Here is a 17,023-nt window from a genome sequence, read left to right as displayed (position 1 = left end):
GAGGCTTCATGGCGCAAAAAACTATCGGACAAGCTTGCTATTATTTGAGTTGCTTCATCCCTGCTGCATAGCTTCGCAACCAAGCAGAAAAATGGGAAGGCTGTATAGCCTTCTAGTACTTCATATGAGAACTCTTGGATTGAGTCTTCTACTCCATCGAATAGTTTCGGATCTTGCAATTTTGCAAGCCAGGCGCTTGTGTTGTTGCTAAATGAGTCCTCTATCAGCGAGCCAATGTTCTGGTGGGAAGAAAATATGTTCTTGGAATAGAGTTTTTGTACAGCTTCGCAAAGGCTTATGCTGGGTTGTAGGACGTCAAGTGTGAGTAATCGATCAATGTGACTGCCGAAGGTTAAGCTAATTATTTTTTGCTCTGTTGTATTGTGGTCAAATAAGTCCCAAGGATATGAAATGTAGTCTATTCCCGGGTTCGGCAAACCCTGGTTCCTAAGCGAAGTAAGTAAGCTGGATTTGGAGTTGGCTATTCTGGCATTACTCATATCCCTCTCATAATAGCCAGCTTTGCTTCTAAATATCTTGGGTGCCTCATTCTGTGCGCATTTGCAGATTATGTGTAAGGCTGATTGGTTGCCTAAAGGGAAAAAACAGGTCGCAAAGCAATCTAGACTTAAGAACAACAAAAATTTATCTATCATCTTGTTATCGTCCATCTGGCTTTTGGAGAATTGGTGCGGACGAAGCCTGCAGAACAGTTATTTCGGCGTGACCCTTGCAATTTTTACGAAGGTAAAAATCTGCTGATCCGGTGGCCATCAAGGCGGGGGTTCGCGTTACGCAGTTTGAAGGCGTTGTCGATGCGGTTGAAAATGGTTGTTTAGACACTTGCTGAAAAGCGTTTCAGATGATTTTTTAAAGAGCAAAACTATATTGGTGTAGATGGCGTTGGTTAGGTATTTAATATTTTTTACGTCGTCATTCCGTTTGTCCGGCGATCCTTGAAGAAATGTCCTGCTGCGCAAGGCTGATATCTGAGTTTTCCATGACCAAACAAAGCTCTTCGAAATCGTCAATTGAGTTGTGGTTTATAGCGTATTTGCAGCATCTTCAGCGATGACAACTCTCAAAATTTCCCCGTTCTTAAGTTCTTTGCTGAAAATATCGGATTTGCATCCATGAATGGAGTGCCGTCGGCAAAATGAGCGCTGTAATGAGGATCTGTAGCACGATGTTTAGCCATAGGTGCTAATTTAAAATCGCATAAACTCTGACAATGTCCTCATTGCAGGTCGGATCAAAAAAACGGCTTTCATAAAATGTGAATAACGGGCTAAGTCCACACGACTCGAACTGCTCTTGAACCAATTTTGTTTCCAATGATGCGTCTGATTTCTGTTTTGACTTCAATTTATTTGAAAAGTCATCCATTGTGGAGTTTGAGTTAACAAAAAAATTAGGTATTGGAGGTTCGGTTTTGCTTGAAAAATCAAAGTTCGTGTAGGAGATAGCCAGGAAGCGCTCCCTGAGGTCGTAGCCTTTGCTTTGCATATGTAGTAATGCAGAGTTGAGTACAAAAAATGCTGTGCTTAGAAGAATGTTTGAGGCTTCGATTTCTTTTAGGTCAGTCCCGAGTTTTGCTAGTTTTCTGTATCTTGAGATCAGTGGGAGTTCTTCGAATGTTTCGTAAGTATCCAGAAACACATTGAGATCAATGTAAGGCTCATTCTCTACTAAAATATCAAACGTTTTTCGTATGTTCACTTTTGATGCTCCATTCGTGATCGCTGCAGATCTAAAGTTATTTGTAATTGTTTGTTTTTTGGCTAAGTAGTGCTCTGCTTGTTGATAGGTCTGAATAAACTGTGCTGGAAATCGGTATGCTATTTCTAGGGCTCGAAAGGAAACGCTCTACGCCGTCCTCAAGTGCCTTGAGAAGTTCAAAGTGGTTTGCCTTGATTTTTAATATTCCCTCATGGTTGATTGAAGTTGTCTCCCTTTGCTTTTTGAATTTGATGCGAAACGAAGAGTCAGCTGCGATAAATTCAAAGTATTTATTGTTTCTGGTTAGCCCGTCAATCAATGATATAATTGAGAGGTATATCATGTTTGAGTGTTTGGGGTTCAGTTTTGAGCTTATGCAGAGATTTTCTGCGATAAGGGAGATGTCGCCCTGGTCGAATTCGCTTGCAAAAAGAGACTCATCTGTGCGTGTAAATTCGAATGCAATCATGATTGCTCACTTCTGACTGGGAAATAGTAATGCTTCTATTGCTATTGTTGGTGTCGAAAATGCTCCGAGCTCTAAATCTCCGCGCACTTCGCTTGGTCGCGGAGTTTCTCCCGCGCTAATCCCCAGGGCTTTTAATTCTAACTGCAGGCAATCTCTGCATCCTCATTGTCATCCAAGCCAGTAGTCTTAGGTGATCGAACGAAGAAGACTTCATCGTGCTAAATAACTTCGGTGTCCTCGCTAAAGGTAAGGGTGAACACTATTTGACCCTCCATTATTTGCAAGTTTTCAATGCTAATTTTTCTGTTGCTCAAGGTTACTGCGTAAAATGCGAGCCCCTGTATTTGCCGCTCTAATTGATCTGCGTGTGTAAACAACTGTTTATTTGCAGCCTGTTCTAGGTCGAAAAAAATTTTCCCATATTTTTTATAGTGCTGAGTCGGGAGAAATGTCCCTGAGATGACTTTTTCGGCTATAGCTGGATTCTCAACGCTACCAATACACACGTTCTGAGAGTCCACGATTTTAATAGCACTCGGCTTTGTTATGGGCATTTCGTAGTTTCTCCTAATGCGCTGGCTAGTTTTTCTAGGTTTCCATCGCTGAAACCATTCACTCCGTCAGGATGAATTATACGAGCATGGTTAGGGAATTTTTGAGTCGGATCGCCTATCACGTCAAATCCAGCCTCTCTAATAGCATCTGTAGTTCCGGAGGCAACCCTACCCGCTGCACGCTGAAGGCCGCTGGCTTTCGGGAACGCTTCTCGCATTTGTTTTGATGCTGCGCATGGGCAACAACTATGAAGTACAGATATTCCTGGTGGCAATAAATTTTTCTCGGCTTCTTTCAGTCGAAGATTATCTATTGAATTTCCCCCGATGCGATGGACGGGTGTTTTGGTTGGCAATGATTTTTTGGTTAAACCATAAGGGTCAATCCAACCTGTGGGATTAGTTACATAGCTATAGAAATTTATTCCTCCAGCCGCGCCGATCGGATCCATCCCGACAAATCGCCCGACTTGCGGATCATAGTACCTGTAACGGTTATAATGCAGCCCCGTCTCAACATCCCAATACTGCCCCTGAAAGCGTAGCGGATTACGAATCTCCGCCCACTTCGCCCCGTCACTCCGCTGCTCCTCCGCCAAACCCCAGGCCTTGTACCTCCCGCTCCAGGCAATCCCCCCATCCTCGCCGGTCAACTCCATCGGCGTCCCTAGCTGGTCGCACTGGTACCAAGCCATCGCATCAAACGCTTTCGGCATCGGCTTATGCAGCCACACCGGATCCTTGTCGATGTCATACGGGAACACATACACCGGCTGCCGCAACAACTCGACGACATGGTTGGACACCGCCTGCGCCACCGGCACGAAGGTCCCGGGCTCGAACACATAGTGAGTGGTGTGGCCTTTGCCTTCCCGGTCCCGGCACTCGAATGCCAGCGTGTCGCCTTCCCACACATACCAGGTGTACCCACAACCCAACTCTTCATCCCGCTGCCGCCGGGCATTCTGGTTCCACACCGGGCCGGCCTGTGGTCGGTCGCGGTACTTGGAGCGTGAGTGCTTGTACAACCGCCGCCCGAGCGCGTCGTAGGCAAAGGTGACAATCAGTCGGTCATCCTCGTACCGCCGCAGGCGGTTGTAGAGGTCCCAGTCAAAGTGGCCTTTCTTGCTGCCCGTGGTGCGCTCCGCCAGGTTGCCGCGTTCGTCATAGCGGTACTGCGTGCCGCAGTAGCTGCGCAGTACGTTGTCGTTGATCCGGCGGGGTGAGTGTGGGTTGGGGCCGGGCGGGGCTTGCGGGTCGAGCAGGTTGCTCGCCGGGTCGAAGGCGAAGAGCTCTTTCTTGTAGAAATCGCCCGCTTCCAGCAGGCGGCCGACCGGGTCGTAGCGGTAATAGGTGTCACCACGGGTCAGGTCATCCACGCGGCTGAGCTGGCCGCTGAGGTCGTATTGATAGTCGCGCACCGCGATGCGCCGGGTGGCGCCGCGTCGGGCGAGGGTCTGCTGCTGCAACTGGCCATTCGGGGTCCAGGTCTGGCGTTGAACCAGGCCGTTGCCTTGCTCGCGGCCAATTTCCCGATGCAGGTCGTCGCGCTGGTAGCTGAGCAGTTCGTGCTCGTCGAGCTTGAGGCTGAGCAGGTGGCCGCTGCCATAGGTGAGCCAGCTGACCCGGTGGCCATCAGGGCGGGTGGTCGCGATACGCAGGTTGAGGGCGTCGTACTCATGCTTGAAGACAGCGACCTTCGCTTCCTTCATGTACTTGAAGTGCTGGTGCTCGCGGGTGTTGTTGCCCGCCAGGTCGTAGAACCACTGCAGCTTGCAGGCCTTGTTCTCGGCAAGTAGCAGGTTGCCGTTGCCGTCGTAGGCGAAGGTTTCGCTTTCCCACTCCTTGCCACCCCGCTGGCCGGCATGGCTTTTCACCAGGCGGCCCATGGCGTCGTATTCGAAGCGGGTGATGCGGTCGCCATCGATGCGGCGGGTGGGCTGGTTGCTGCTTTGATCGTAGAGGTAATCGGTGACCTGCTTGTCGAAGCCGGTCTCCATGATCAATCGCCCGGCCGGGTCGTACTTGAAGCTGGCCTCGCTGTTGTTCTCGTTGCGCAACCGCAGTAACTGGCCGAGCTTGTTCCAGTGGTAGGTGAGGGTGCTGTCGTCGGGGTTGTGGCGTTGGTGAATCAGGCCGGCCTCGTTGTAGGCCCAGGTGGTACGACGGTTCAACGCGTCGGTATAGCTGAGCAGGCGGCCTTCGGCATCGTGTTCGAAGCGGTCCTGGGTCTTGTCGGGGTATACCAGGCGGGCCAGCTGACCGGCCTGGTAGTGATATTCGGTGGTTTCCCCCGCTGCGTTGATCGCTTTGCTCAGTTGCCCGAGCCCGTCGTACTTCCACAGCGTGGTCTTGCCCGAGCAGTCGGTGTAGCTGGCCAGCTGGCCGTCGCGGGTGTAACCGAGCTTCTTCTCGCCACCGTTGGCGTCGATGATGGCGATGGGCAGGTTATCGCTGTTGTAGGTGTACTGGGTCTTGTTCTCCAGCGGGTCGAGCGTTTCGATGATGTTGCCGCGCTGGTCGTAGTCGTACTTCCACAGGCCGCCCTCGGCGTCGCGGGTCTTGAAGCGCTGGTCGAGGTCGTCGTAGGCGTGGTGCACCGCGGAGCCATCGGGGCGGGTGTGCTGCAGCAAGTTGCTGCGCTCGTCGTAGACATAGCGGTCGATACTGCCGTCGGTATGCACATGCTGGATGACGTTCTTGCCATCGTCGCGGAACAGCCACTCTTCGTTGCCGTCCGGGTAGATGATGCGGTAGGTGTAGCCGAGGTAGTCGTAGTAGTGGCGGGTTTCCTGGCCAAGCGCATCTGTGACGGTGGTGAGGCGGATATGCTTGTTCCATTTCAGGCGCGTGTCGAAACTGCCGTCATCCGCCCATTCGCGCACGGCTTTCGCGTCCGGGCCTTCGCCCTGCCATTCAAGGCTGGTGCCCCGCCCGGTGCGGTCGGTGTAGCGCGTGACCAGGTGGTGCTGGTACTGGTAGGTCCACTGCGCCCCATGTTCATCGCGTGCCGCGCGAAGGTCGCCCTGGTCATCATGGTCGTAGCTGGCCAGCTGTCGCGTTTGCCGGCCGTCCTGCATCAGCCAGAGTGCCTTGATGCGCCCATGCTCATCGAGCTGGGTATGCACATGCTGGTGCTGGTCTTCATCCTGGTAGGTGACCAGGTCGGAGAGCACTGCCTTGCCGGCGTGCTGGTGCTCGTAATGCAACGCGATGCGCGCGCCGCCGCGCTGGATGATGCCGACCAGGCGGAAGTGATCGCCGACGCGCTGGTAGTGTTCCTGGCGCTGGTGGCCGTGGGCCAGGCTCAGGTGGTTGTCGTCGACCCGGATGAGTACCGTCTTCTCTACCGGGTCGTAATGGGGCTTGCCAACCTTGGGCAGGGCGTAGCTGTGGGTGCGGCCATCGTCGGCGTGGTACAGCACACCCTCGTCAACCACATCGAAGCGCATCGAGAATGGCGTGATCCAGCGGGCACCGAACTCGCTGTCATCGTAGGCGTCCAGACTGGAACGGTAGGTGCGTGCCCAGGCGACAGGAAACACGCCTGGCAGGTTGAAGTCGACATGCACCAGGGTTTCGGTACCGCGTGCATAGCTGATGCTCTTGCTGGTGCCGGGGCAGGTGCCGTTCAGGTCGCAGCGTGGGTCGTTTTTAGGTCGGGCCTCGTTGCGGGTGGCTTCCACGCGGCTTTCGGTGCCCTTGTCCTTTGCCACACCCGAGCCGTGCGCCGGGGTATTGGCCGACACCCGGCGCGCGGGTTTGCGCTTGCGCAGGCCTGCGTTGAGCTGGGCGAGGAGCCAGGCAATGCTGTTTTGCGTGGCGGGGTCGGCCAGGGCGGTCAGCATCTGCCGGATCAGCTGGGCCAGGCCCCTGAGCACATTGGTGTGTGGCTGGACGAGCTTCAGGACCCAGCCAGTGTTGCTCGCTGCAGCTTTGTACCCCTCGGTCGCGCCGTACTGAACCGCACCAGCGGTGGCGCTGATGACCGCTTCGGCCCGGGTCAGCAGGTCCCAGAGGGACGGCTCTTCGATGGGGGCGTAGATTGCCTGGGCGCTGTTGATGATCGCCTTGCGCTGCTGGGTGGTGTCGATCTCGCCCTTGGCGATGCGCTCGATGGCATCCGCCAGGCTGTTGAGTGTCTGGAAGCCGGTGTTGGCGGCATTGTTCAAGATGCCAGGCAGTTCGGTTTCGGCGCGCTCGACGAAGGTTTCGATTTCGCCCATCAGCGTGGCACTGAGGTGGCCGACCATGATGTTCATGACGGCTTGGGCGAAGTCACCCTTGTTTTTCTTCAGTTGCTGTCGGGCCAGGAACAGTACCGGGCGCAACGTCATCCGTGCGGCGGCCATGGTCGGCGGGACGGGTACTACGCCGATCAGGTTGATGCCCAGGCTGACCCAGTCCAGCGGGTCATTCGAGCCGGTCTTGGCCAGATGGATGATGTCGCCCAAGGCGTCGAACAAGGCGACGATGTTGCCCACCACCGGCACTGCACCGGCCCAGGCCTTGACGGTGGCCAGGTCGATGGTGTTGCCGCTGAGTTCCAGCAGCCAGGCGTTTACCGTGGCTTCACCCTGGCCGATATCCTGGGCGACCAGGTTGTTCAACGGGACCAGTGCGATTTCGCGTTCTTCGATTTCTTTCTTTTCTTGTGGGGTCATCGTTTCAATTCCCTTCCCGGACGAGTGAGGTAGCCAAGGCACTGGCAGTGCCGAGCCGGGAAGGGAGAGGTGCCGAGGGGGCGATGGCGTCGAGCGGGGCCTTGAACGCTTGTGCCGCGTGCTTCGCGAGGTTTTCGGTGCCCTGCAGGGCGGAAGGTAGCGTCAGCGTTGCAGCCGGGCCTGAAAAGTCCTTTCTCAGGTTGCCGAAGTAGCTGCCGGCTACCCATGGGTCGGCTGGGTCTTTCTCGAAATCAACGGCTGTGGGGCCCGGGCTTACAGCTGCTACCGCCGCAAATCCTTGTTCGTCCAGCGTGCCTTTGAGGACCTGGCCCAGCGCGTCCTCTACCTGGTACCCGGAGCCTTTCAAGGGGCGGTTGTTGGCATAGTTGCGGAAAAGGTCGAGGTTGCCTTTGTCGGTTTTGGGCGCGTCCGGGAACGTGGCCGTCTGGCTTTGTGCACTTTTGTAGAAGAAGCCGTTCGCGTGCCCGGTGTAGGTGCCCGCCGTGGCATGCACAATCCCGCCTGCGGTGTAGGTGGTACTGCTGCCGCCCCCCTGGATGACCAGTTCTTCCTTGGCGCTGAGGGTGATGCGTTCGGCGGTGACGCTCACCTTGAGCTTGGCCAGCAGGTTGATGTTGTCCTTGAGCGCCTTCAGGTCGATGTCGCCGGTGGCCGCAACCAGTCGCCAGCCCATGCTCTGGACGAACTGGCGTACCCCTCGGCTGGCACTGATCAGCAGGCGCTTGCCGATGGCCAGGCTGGTGTGGCCACCCGTGCTCAGGCCCAGGTGTTCGCCGCTGGCGATGTGAGTGGATTCCGGGGTGGTGGTCGCGATGCCGGTCGGGCTGGCGAGCACCAGCTGCGGGTCGGCCAGTTCCGGAAACCGGTTGGCTTCAGGGTTGCCGCCGTAGCCGCAGATGGCGTCGTGCTGTGCCTTGAGCGCTTCACCGACCTCATCCTGATCGCCGCCTTCCTGGGCCAGGTGGTCGCGGGCGACCCTGGCGAAGGTGGTGTGGTACTGCTGTGCGGTCTGCAGGCGTTCGGCGGTTTCGGCCAGGTCGGTGTGGTGCTGGACGGCGCGGGCGCGCAGCTCGGTGGTCAGCAGCAGGCCGCCGCCTGCGCGGATCACCCCGTGGGTATCGGTGCGCAGCTCGAAACCTTGCCCACGGGGCTGGCCACCGAAGTGACGCGGATGGGTCAGGTAACCCAGGTGCAGCGCGGTGTGGTCGTGGTCACTCATCAGCGCCGCGCTGATCTGCCCGGTGGTGTCGTCCAGGCGTAGTTCGTTATGCCGCTTGCCGTGGTGCTCCTTGCTGCGGATCGGGCTCAACGCCTTGAACTCGGGCAGGCGATACGGCGGGCGGTTGACGATGTGGTAGCTACGCCCGGTGATCATCGGTTGGTCAGGGTCGCCGTCGAGGAAACTGACCACCACTTCCTGGCCAATGCGGGGTATGGCCATATGGCCCCAGGTGGCACCGGCCCAGGCCTGGGTCACCCGCACCCAGCACGAGCTCTTGTCGTCGTCCTGGCCCAGGCGGTCCCAGGGGAACTGCACGCGCACGCGGCCGTGCTCGTCGCAGTAGATTTCCTCGCCGGGCGGGCCGACCACCTTGGCCATCTGCGGGCCGTCGATCACGGGCTTGGGGCAAGCAGGGGCATGCCATTCGACCCGGGCTGGAATCAAGGTGGCGGTGAGGGTGTAGGAGGTGCCGACTTCAGCTTCGGCGGCATCCTCTTCCAGCGCTGTGAACTGCTGCCCCTTGTGCGTGATCTGCATCGGCCGCCAGAGGATGTTCATGTCCTCACGGGCATGGCCGGCCAGCTGGAAGGCAATGCCCGGCTGCAGGCGCGCGTCGTCGCCTTTGACCTGGGCCACCCGGGCATCGCCGAACAAGGCGTTGACGCGGGTCTGGGTAAACGGCTTGCCGGCGTTGTCGTGCTTGTAGCGGCCGGGGTAGTCGTAGCGCTCGTACTCGTTGCCCTGGTTGCCCATGTCCCTGGGGTACAGGGTGTGTTCCAGGTTGTAGCGCGGGTGGGTGAAGGTGTAGTCGCGCTGGACCTGGATACTGGTGCGTACCTGCTCGCGATAGCGGAAGTCATGCAGGCAGGGCTGGCGCGCCGTGCCACCCCGGTTGGCCACGTACAGCACCGGGTCGCCTTCCAGGCTGCCGAACTGGCTGATCTGGTCCGCCTGGATGACGCCATGGCTGCCTTGGCTGTGCTCGAAGACCGAGATCAGGCCTTCTTCTGCCGATAGCCGCCAGAAGAAATCCAGGTCCAGATCACCGGCCTGTACGCAGAACTCACGCGTCTGGTGCGGGTTGACCAGGTACTGGGTCAGCGTTCCCCATCGGCGCTCGCGGAACAGTTCTTCGAGCAACTGCGGCACGGGGCGGTGCTGGAAGATGCGCCAGTCCGACTGCAGGCCGGCGCGGGCCAGCTGCGGTTCGACAATGGCGCGGTAGCGGGTGCGGCGGTGGCCGGTCTTGCCCTGTTCGAAGCTGCTGATCAGGCCATGTACGTGACGCACCGGTTGCTCCTGCTGCCAGATGGTCAGCAGCGCGGGGTGGTCGAGCAGGGTGGCGAAGTCGGCATCGTCGGCGAAACTCACCAGTTCGACTTCCAGGCGATACAACTGGCTGACGCCTTCGGTCAGCTCGAATGACACGACATCAAACTGAATGGCTTCGTCGGCTGGGGTACTGAAGGTAAAGCGCACATCATTCAGGTTGCTCATGCGTACTCCTGCGGTTCGTCCCATCGGGCAGGTTCATGAAACCGGACGCGTCATAGGACGCGAGGCATTAGTTGTGCTCACGACCGTAATGAGGAATCCGTTCCTGGTCGTGAAAGTTGCTTCCTAAAAACTTGTAGGAAGTTTCGCTAAATGCAGGATCTATCTTGTTTCGGGCAACGTTTTACTTGCTGCGCCCATCGGCACAGTGACTGTTGCGTCATGTCAGTTCTATGTTGTCGAGTTCATGGCTGCAGCATCGCCTGCAGTGATGCCAGTACTTGTTGGGTAATGCCGTCAAGTTTGGTGGCGAAGTAGAAATACAGGCCTGTGCAGAACACGCCCATTACGGCCCAGGGCGTCCACCAGGGCAGTTGGCGGTTCATGCGGTAATGCCGGGGCGCGACATTGGCCAGAGGGTCGGTCAGGGGTTGCGATTCGGCTTCGGGGCCATGCAGTTCAACGATCCGGTCATGGACCCGCTTGAGCCAGGCGGCCAGTTGCTCATCGCCATTGGTCTGGTTGGCGTACTTGCCGCGGTAGCCCAGTGCCAGGCACCAGAACAGGAACACAAACAGGTCGTAGCGCTGTTCGGGGGCGTCCAGCAAGCGTTCGAGCACGCTGAAGAATTTCTCGCCACCCCAGGTTTCCTGATGGATGGCGCTGAGCAAGGACTGGGCCTTCCAGGACGAGTCGCGCCCCCAGGAGGTGGTCATCACGGCTTCATCGACCACGCAACACAAGCAGTAGGAAAACACCACGCGGTCGCCTTCGTCGCAGTGTTCAAGCTGGCGTACCTGCTCGACCATGCCGTGGATCATGTTCTTGACGTGGGCATGCAACTGCTCGACGTGGTCATAGTGTTCGGTGCCTTCCAGGCGGATGACCAGGCCGAACAGGGGAGAGGCGATGTCGAAGAGCGGGAATGTGGTGTTCGAGCGGGTGTCGAACCCCAGCGCGTCGACATGAGGGAACAGTTCGCTGAGCGGGGGAGCGGCGCGGGCGTCTACCCGGGTGTTCTCGAAGTCTTTCTCGGGCGCGTTGTTCATGAGGGGACCTCCTGGTCACATCACCGGCTGCCGCCCGGTCCGGGCGGGCCATAGCTGGCGGGTTGCGTTGGCGGTGTTGATGATCTGCAGTTGATGGAATGAGTTGCTGTTGGCGTACAACGTCATGAAGTGGGACAGCACGTTGCCAAACAGCTGCACCTCACCCTCGCATTCGAAGCCGGCAGGGTCGATGTGCAGGGTGGTGCGCATGCCCCGAACCGGCACGCCCTTGACCAGCCAATCGCAGGGCTCGTTGCCCACCTGTCTGATGGCGTCGAGGCGCTGGGTGGTATTGCGCTCCTGCTGCAGGTCATGGGCGGCGACAAAGTCGTAAACCCGCAGTACCGCGGCAAGGGTTGCAGGAGAAGACAGCGACAGGTTGTTCAGCGCAAGGTTGGAGACCAGCACCCAGTGGCGTTCACCTTGGCCACCGCTCTGCAGCATCGGCGGGTAGCTGCGGGTGGGGCGGGTGAGGTTGCGATAGGTGACGAACGAGGGGGTGTCCTGGGTGGTCACATCGACTTCGCCAACCCTGAGCTGCTGCGCAAGGCGCCCGTTGCTGCAGGTAAGGTCGATGTTGAGTTCTTCGTGCAGGCCAAGGTAGGGCGCAAGGTTGTGGTGCACCAGGCTAATCCTGTGTTGCACCTTGTCATTGACGGGTTCCTGCTCGATGTCCAGCTTGTAGTAGCGGGCGGGCGTCGGCTCGGCCAACGGGAAGTCGCGGTCCAGGGCCTCGAAGGGTTTGAAGTCCTGTACGTGATCGCTGGATTTCTGGCGTTGGCTGCTGACCCGATCAATGCTGAAAATTTCACCTTTCTTGCCGCCCTGGCGCCCCATTCGCACGGTTTCACACAGCGCCTGGCCATTCAACGGGATGGGCTCTGCCGTACAACTGAACAGGTTGATGGCAGGGATGCAGTTGAGCAGGATCGTTGTCTGGTCGATCTGTATGTCGGGCGGGAGGGGCGCACTGAAACCGAACTCCAGCTGGATATGAACGGCGGCCTCGTCAGGCCAGTAGCTGCCTAGCCCGTCGATGCGAAACCCATGAAAGCGCTCCGGGAAGCAGAAGAATTCGTGCAGGATGCGGTAGCCATCCATCTGCTCGCCGGGGCTGGGCAGCAGCGCTTCATTTGCCTCGAAACCGACGAAGGCCACTGAGGGGGGGAGCGCAAAGCGGTGCTGGCCGATATGCAGATTGAGCTTGTCCAGGTGCTGCGCCAGCCACTGGTAGAGGGTGAGCGCATTGCGTTTACTGCCAGCCAGATGAAACCGCAGCTGGTCGCACTTCATCTGCCGCAGCGGCTGCTCGGACAAGGCGCCCAGGTCGATGCGCACTACCGGTGCTTCGGCACTGGGTTGCGTGGTGATGCTGCGAATTTCCAGCGGCGCGATAGCCAGGTCCACGCAGGTGCGGAACTCGCAGCTCACGCCGTCAACGGCTCGGCTGAACACAGGGGTGCCCTTGGGCAGCACCTGGGTTTCGCTCAGCGCGTGGTCGACAGGCTGGAACTGCATCAGTGTCATGCTCGGCAGCGGGCGCAGAAAATTGGGGTAGAGCAGCTGCAGCAACGGGTGGGTCAGCTCGGGCAGATGGTCTTCGATCTTCATGACCAGGCGAGCGGTCAGGAAGGCGAAGTGTTCCATCAGGTACTCGCTGGCCGGGTCCGAGGCGGTGCGACCGAGGACAGGCGCCAGACGCGGGTCGTCCTCGACAAAGTCGTCACCCAATTCCCGTAGGGTCTGCTGCTCCTGCATGAACCAGTCTTTGAACTTCATGTTTATCGCGTTGGACGCTCTATCTGGTGGCATGTGCCGGGGTTGATGAAAAGTGTGCATGGCTTATTTGTAGGAAAGTTCCCACAAGTTGATGGGTTGTTAACTTTCCTGGAGCAAGTGCTTTTTTATTTCATAATTCAGGAAAGTCACCGGCGTCTGTAAGAAAAGTGTTAGCTGGTATTTCTTGCTTGATATCATTGAACAGTGTTTTTCAATGCTGCTACTGTTTTTGCCAGTGTGCACTGTGAGGTGCCTTAAATCATTCGGATATGCAGTCGGTAAGGTTTGCCGCTATGAAAGTGAACAAGGACAGTCTGCTGCGCGGTGTATCGCTGGTGCAGCGTCAGGCAATGCCGGTAGTTGTTGGTGTGGTACTGCTCGGCGTTGCTGCCGCAGTGGTCTGGCTATGGTGGTTGGGGCCTGAATGGCGTTGGCGTGAGCAGCAACCGTTGGTTGACCTGCCGGTGCGGATTGCGGCAACCGTGCTGCTGGTGATGCTGCCATTGCTGGCATGGAGCGCGTGGGTGCATCGGCGCAACCGCTCGATCGTACGCGAACAGCAACGGCAGCGGCGCGAGGTGGAAGACCCGTGCCTGGTGTATCTGCAGGCCCAGCAGCGCTCCCTCGACAGCAGCCTGGCCCGCTTGCGCGACAGCCAAGGTGGCCGCGGGCACCGTTACGATGTGCCGTGGTACCTCATCCTTGGCGAACAGAATGCGGGCAAGTCGAGCTTCGTCAGCCGTTCGGATCAGCGTTTTGCACTCGCCCGCACCGATGGCGCCACCCAGCGGGCCAGTACGGATCCGGACCTGGCTTTTGGCATCGACTGGTGGGTAGGTGACGACGCGGTGCTGATCGATCCGCCGGGCGAGTTCATCAGCCAGCCTGAGCGCCCGGCGTATGTGGTCAAGCCCATCAAGGAGGAGGGGGGCGAAAACAACACCCTGCCAGCTGTGCAGGAGGCGGCACTGAAAGGGAGAGAACTGGCCGAGCCCACAGGCCTGCCGGCGGGCGTCGAGCGACGCCTGTGGCGGCACATGATTGGCTGGCTTGCCCAGAACCGCAGCCGACGGCCACTCAATGGCGTGGTCTTGCTGGTGGATATGGTCAACCTGTTCGGGCGATCGGCGAAGGCGCGACGTGACCTGGCATTGATGCTGCGCGCGCGCCTGACGGAGCTGGGCGGTGAGTTGGGTACGCGCTTGCCGCTGTACGTGGTGATGAGCAAGTTCGACTTGCTGGACGGTTTCGAGGAACTGTTCGCCGCGCTCCCGGCCCGTGAGCGGGAAGAGGTGCAGGGCTTTACCTTCACGTTGGGTTCGGTAAAGGACTTCGATGCCTGGCTGCAGGAGCTGGAGGGAGCCTATCAGGGCTTCCTGGGGCGCCTCGGCAGGCAACTGATGAGCGCTACCGTGGGCGCGCCTGGCACCACGGGCAAGAGCGCCTGCTCGCTGCTTCGGGAGCTGAGCGGGGCGCAGGAGATGTTGCTGAATTTCCTTGGTGATGTACTGGTCAGTGACCGCTACAGCACCCCACCCCTGGTGCGTGGCCTGTACTTTTCCTCGGTCTACCAGCGAGGCGAAGTGCGCAACCTGCTGGCGGATGCTTCTGCCCGCGCCTTTGCCTTCGCTGCCCCGGCTTTGTCGACCAAGCCGCAAGGCACCTCCGTGGTGTATTTCGCGCAGCGGCTGTTGCAACGCGTGGTCTACCCAGAGGCCGGCCTGGCGGGCGACAACCGCAAGGTCGCCCGGCGCAAGGGCCGCCTGTTGAAGGGCGGCGCCGTGGCGGCGAGTGTGTGCGGGTTGGCCATGGCCGGTGGTTGGGCGTACTTCTACAGCGTCAACCGTGACAAGGCGGAGCAGGTGCTGGAGAAAAGCCTTGCGTTCAGCAACACCAGCACGGACGCCAAGGATGATTTGACCGGGCGCAGCCTGCTGCTGCCCTTGAATGAGATCCGTGATGCCGTGAGCCTGTACGGCGATTATCGCTCTGGTTGGAGCGTGTTCACGGATATGGGGCTGTACCAGGGCAAAGCCATTGGCCCGCAAGTGGACCAGGCGTACCTGAATGCCCTGGCCCAGCGCTTTCTACCGGTGATTGCGGGCGGCGTGGCAGCGTCTGTCAAGCAAGCCGCCCCCGGTAGCGACGAGCAGTTGGCGGCATTGCGCGTGTATCGCATGATCGAGGATCGCGGTAATCGTCGGGCGGAGATGGTCGAGCAATGGATGGCTCGCGAGTGGCAAAGGGCGTATCCGGGCCAGGGCCAGCTGCAGGCCGCGCTGATGCGCCACCTCAGGTACGCTTTGGCCTACGCAGATGTCGAGCTGCCGGAGTATCGGAAAGTCGTTGCCCAAGCGCAGCAGCAGTTGCGCAAGCTGCCGCTGGCCGAGCGTGTCTACATCGGCTTGAGGCAGCAGGCTCGGGAGCAATTGCACGGTGAGCTGGATTTGCGCAACGAGATCGGCCCAGCGTTCGATATCGTCTACAGGCCACTGGCCGAGCGCGATCACCAGGCGGCCGTCGACGGCAATTTGTCCCTGCCACCTTTACTGACGGCGACGGGCTTTCGCGACTATTTCGACCAGCATAGCCAGAACGTGGCCGACCTCGCCCTGGTCGATCAGTGGGTGCTAGGGGAGCGGCGTAGCCTCGACTACTCCGACATGGACCGCCAGGCCCTGGCGGAGCGTCTGCGAGCCCTGTACAGCGCCGACTACATCGACAGTTGGCGGCGTGTGCTGAACCAGTTTTCGGTTGCCGAATTCAGCGATCTTGCGCATGCCTTGGGTGTTCTGGAACAAGTCAGCGGCCCGGCAGCGCCGATACGCCGGCTGCTGGAAACCGTGCGCAGCAATACGCTGATCTATCCGCAGGCCGCGGACAGCGAGAAGGAATCGAACGCCGATCCGCAGGTTCGCATGCAGGCCATGGGCATCTATCGGTCTTTCGCGGGGCTTTCGGGGATGCTCGACGTGCGGGGTGACAAACCGTCCTACCATGACGAAACACTCCAGGCGATCAGCGCTGTACACGACTACCTGAAGGCGGTGCAGGACAGCCCTGACCGGGGCAAGGCCGCCCTGGCGCTAGTGTTGAGCCGTTTTTCGGAAACGGCGCCCGACCCCATTCGCAACCTTCAGCGCATTGCCACGGGCCTGCCGGAACCCCTCAATCGGCATGTTCGCCAGCTGGCGGAGCAGACTTCGCAGGTGCTGATGGTCATGGCGTTGCGGGAGCTGGAGCAGCGTTGGGATGCCGAGGTTTACAGCGTCTACCAGGAACGACTGGCCTCACGCTATCCCATCGACCCGGCCGGGCCGGATGTGTCGCTCAAGGATTTTGAAGCCTTCTTTGGCCCGCAAGGCCAGCTCAAGCGCTTCCAGGACCAGTACCTTGCGGTGTTTCTCGAAGACAACCTCGATGCGCTGTACTCCCGTGCGGATGAAGGTTACCTGGTCCGCCCCGAAGTCATGGTGCAGCTCAAGCAGGCTGAAGCCATACGCAACGCGTTTTTCGACAATCGCGGGGAGCTGAACGTGAGCTTCGGCCTGGAGCCTCTGGCGATCAGCGGTGGCTTGCGCGGCAGCGTCTTCGACCTGGATGGGCAGCTGCATGCGTTTGCGGACCGGGGCAAGGAGCCGATCGGCATGACCTGGCCGGGTCCTGCCGGGGAGAGTGGGCATAGCCGTGTCACCCTGGTGCAGGTTGCCGGTACCACTGTCAGCCTGGGCTATCACGGCCCCTGGTCGCTCTACCGCCTGCTCAGCCGCGGTGGGCTGAATGCCCGTACATCCACCAGTATCGATCTCGGTTTCATGATTGCCGGCGATACGGCGCGCTACAAGGTTCACACCACGGGCGCAAACAACCCCTTCACCCGCCAGCTCTTTGCAGGGTTCGCCCTGCCGCAGCGGTTGTTGCGTGACGGCACGGCCAGCGAAGTGGCCGGGCGATAGGGCACGGCGCAGGCCACCCAAGAATCCTGATACCAGTGGCCTGGGTCGGGATTCGTTGTCTGTTTGTTCCGGTGCCTGGTTCGGCCTTCACAGGAT

The 17,023-nt window shown here is 58.9% G+C and carries 7 protein-coding genes; 1 reads left to right on the top strand and 6 read right to left on the bottom strand.

The window, feature by feature from the left end; genetic code table 11:
• Positions 1-1,203: 1,203 nt before the first annotated feature.
• The 6 genes from ABNP31_RS15680 to tssF form a co-directional block, all read right to left on the bottom strand.
• Positions 1,204-1,719 (bottom strand): Imm15 family immunity protein, encoded by a 516-nt coding sequence (locus ABNP31_RS15680; RefSeq protein ID WP_350012499.1) that lies wholly within the window; start codon positions 1,717-1,719, stop codon positions 1,204-1,206.
• Positions 1,720-1,756: 37 nt separating this feature from the next.
• Entirely contained in the window at positions 1,757-2,188 is a 432-nt protein-coding gene (locus ABNP31_RS15675) for a hypothetical protein (protein WP_350012498.1), read from the bottom strand.
• 544 nt (positions 2,189-2,732) lie between these two features.
• Entirely contained in the window at positions 2,733-7,406 is a 4,674-nt protein-coding gene (locus ABNP31_RS15670) for an RHS repeat-associated core domain-containing protein (RefSeq protein ID WP_350012497.1), read from the bottom strand.
• Between the two features lie 4 nt (positions 7,407-7,410).
• The gene (locus tag ABNP31_RS15665) at positions 7,411-10,146 is read right to left on the bottom strand and encodes a type VI secretion system Vgr family protein (RefSeq protein ID WP_350012496.1); all 2,736 of its coding nucleotides are present in this window, start codon (positions 10,144-10,146) and stop codon (positions 7,411-7,413) included.
• Positions 10,147-10,388: 242 nt separating this feature from the next.
• Positions 10,389-11,192 (bottom strand): type IVB secretion system protein IcmH/DotU, encoded by an 804-nt coding sequence (icmH, locus tag ABNP31_RS15660; protein WP_025338729.1) that lies wholly within the window; start codon positions 11,190-11,192, stop codon positions 10,389-10,391.
• A gap of 15 nt (positions 11,193-11,207) precedes the next feature.
• Positions 11,208-12,971 carry a type VI secretion system baseplate subunit TssF gene (gene tssF, locus ABNP31_RS15655; protein WP_350012495.1) on the bottom strand — a complete coding sequence of 588 codons (1,764 nt, stop codon included), beginning with the start codon at positions 12,969-12,971 and terminating at the stop codon, positions 11,208-11,210.
• Between the two features lie 293 nt (positions 12,972-13,264).
• On the opposite strand from tssF, the gene tssM reads away from it, so the two are divergent.
• Positions 13,265-16,927 (top strand): type VI secretion system membrane subunit TssM, encoded by a 3,663-nt coding sequence (tssM, locus tag ABNP31_RS15650; protein WP_350012494.1) that lies wholly within the window; start codon positions 13,265-13,267, stop codon positions 16,925-16,927.
• Positions 16,928-17,023: the final 96 nt, after the last annotated feature.

It is taken from the genome of Pseudomonas asiatica (assembly GCF_040214835.1).
GTDB lineage: Bacteria > Pseudomonadota > Gammaproteobacteria > Pseudomonadales > Pseudomonadaceae > Aquipseudomonas > Aquipseudomonas putida_Z.
Note: the sequence above shows the minus strand (reverse complement) of the source record. Positions and strands in the feature narration are given on the sequence as shown.

Coding starts and splice junctions, on each gene's coding strand:
- ABNP31_RS15675 (WP_350012498.1), bottom strand. CDS start 2,188: ATGATTGCATTCGAATTTACACGCACAGATGAGTCTCTTTTTGCAAGC.
- ABNP31_RS15670 (WP_350012497.1), bottom strand. CDS start 7,406: ATGACCCCACAAGAAAAGAAAGAAATCGAAGAACGCGAAATCGCACTG.
- ABNP31_RS15665 (WP_350012496.1), bottom strand. CDS start 10,146: ATGAGCAACCTGAATGATGTGCGCTTTACCTTCAGTACCCCAGCCGAC.
- icmH (WP_025338729.1), bottom strand. CDS start 11,192: ATGAACAACGCGCCCGAGAAAGACTTCGAGAACACCCGGGTAGACGCC.
- tssF (WP_350012495.1), bottom strand. CDS start 12,971: ATGAAGTTCAAAGACTGGTTCATGCAGGAGCAGCAGACCCTACGGGAA.
- tssM (WP_350012494.1), top strand. CDS start 13,265: ATGAAAGTGAACAAGGACAGTCTGCTGCGCGGTGTATCGCTGGTGCAG.